This is a genomic window from Pseudomonas faucium (genome assembly GCF_021602585.1).
Lineage (GTDB): Bacteria > Pseudomonadota > Gammaproteobacteria > Pseudomonadales > Pseudomonadaceae > Aquipseudomonas > Aquipseudomonas faucium.
The window spans coordinates 1-317 of sequence record NZ_BQIP01000070.1 but is presented as its reverse complement, the minus strand read 5'-3'; the positions used below and the strand labels follow the sequence as shown (position 1 = coordinate 317).

Genomic DNA, 317 nt, shown 5'->3' with positions numbered 1-317 from the left:
AATCCCCTAAAGGGCCGTCGAAGACTACGACGTTGATAGGTTGGGTGTGTAAGCGCTGTGAGGCGTTGAGCTAACCAATACTAATTGCCCGTGAGGCTTGACCATATAACACCCAAGCAATTTGCTCCTGCAGATTGCGGTGGTGAAGACGAAACGAACCGAAAGTTCGCAAGCAACATCACAAATATCGCATATCCGAATTCGCTGGGCTGTCCATCTGGACATTCTGGCCACAGAATTTCTTGACGACCATAGAGCATTGGAACCACCTGATCCCATCCCGAACTCAGCAGTGAAACGATGCATCGCCGATGGTA

At 49.8% G+C, this 317-nt stretch carries 2 rRNA genes; both read left to right on the top strand.

Annotated elements, in window-relative coordinates:
* A 23S ribosomal RNA gene (locus L6D75_RS27210) occupies positions 1-105 on the top strand; the annotation flags it as partial.
* 136 nt (positions 106-241) lie between these two features.
* Positions 242-317, top strand: a 5S ribosomal RNA gene (gene rrf / locus L6D75_RS27205); the annotation flags it as partial.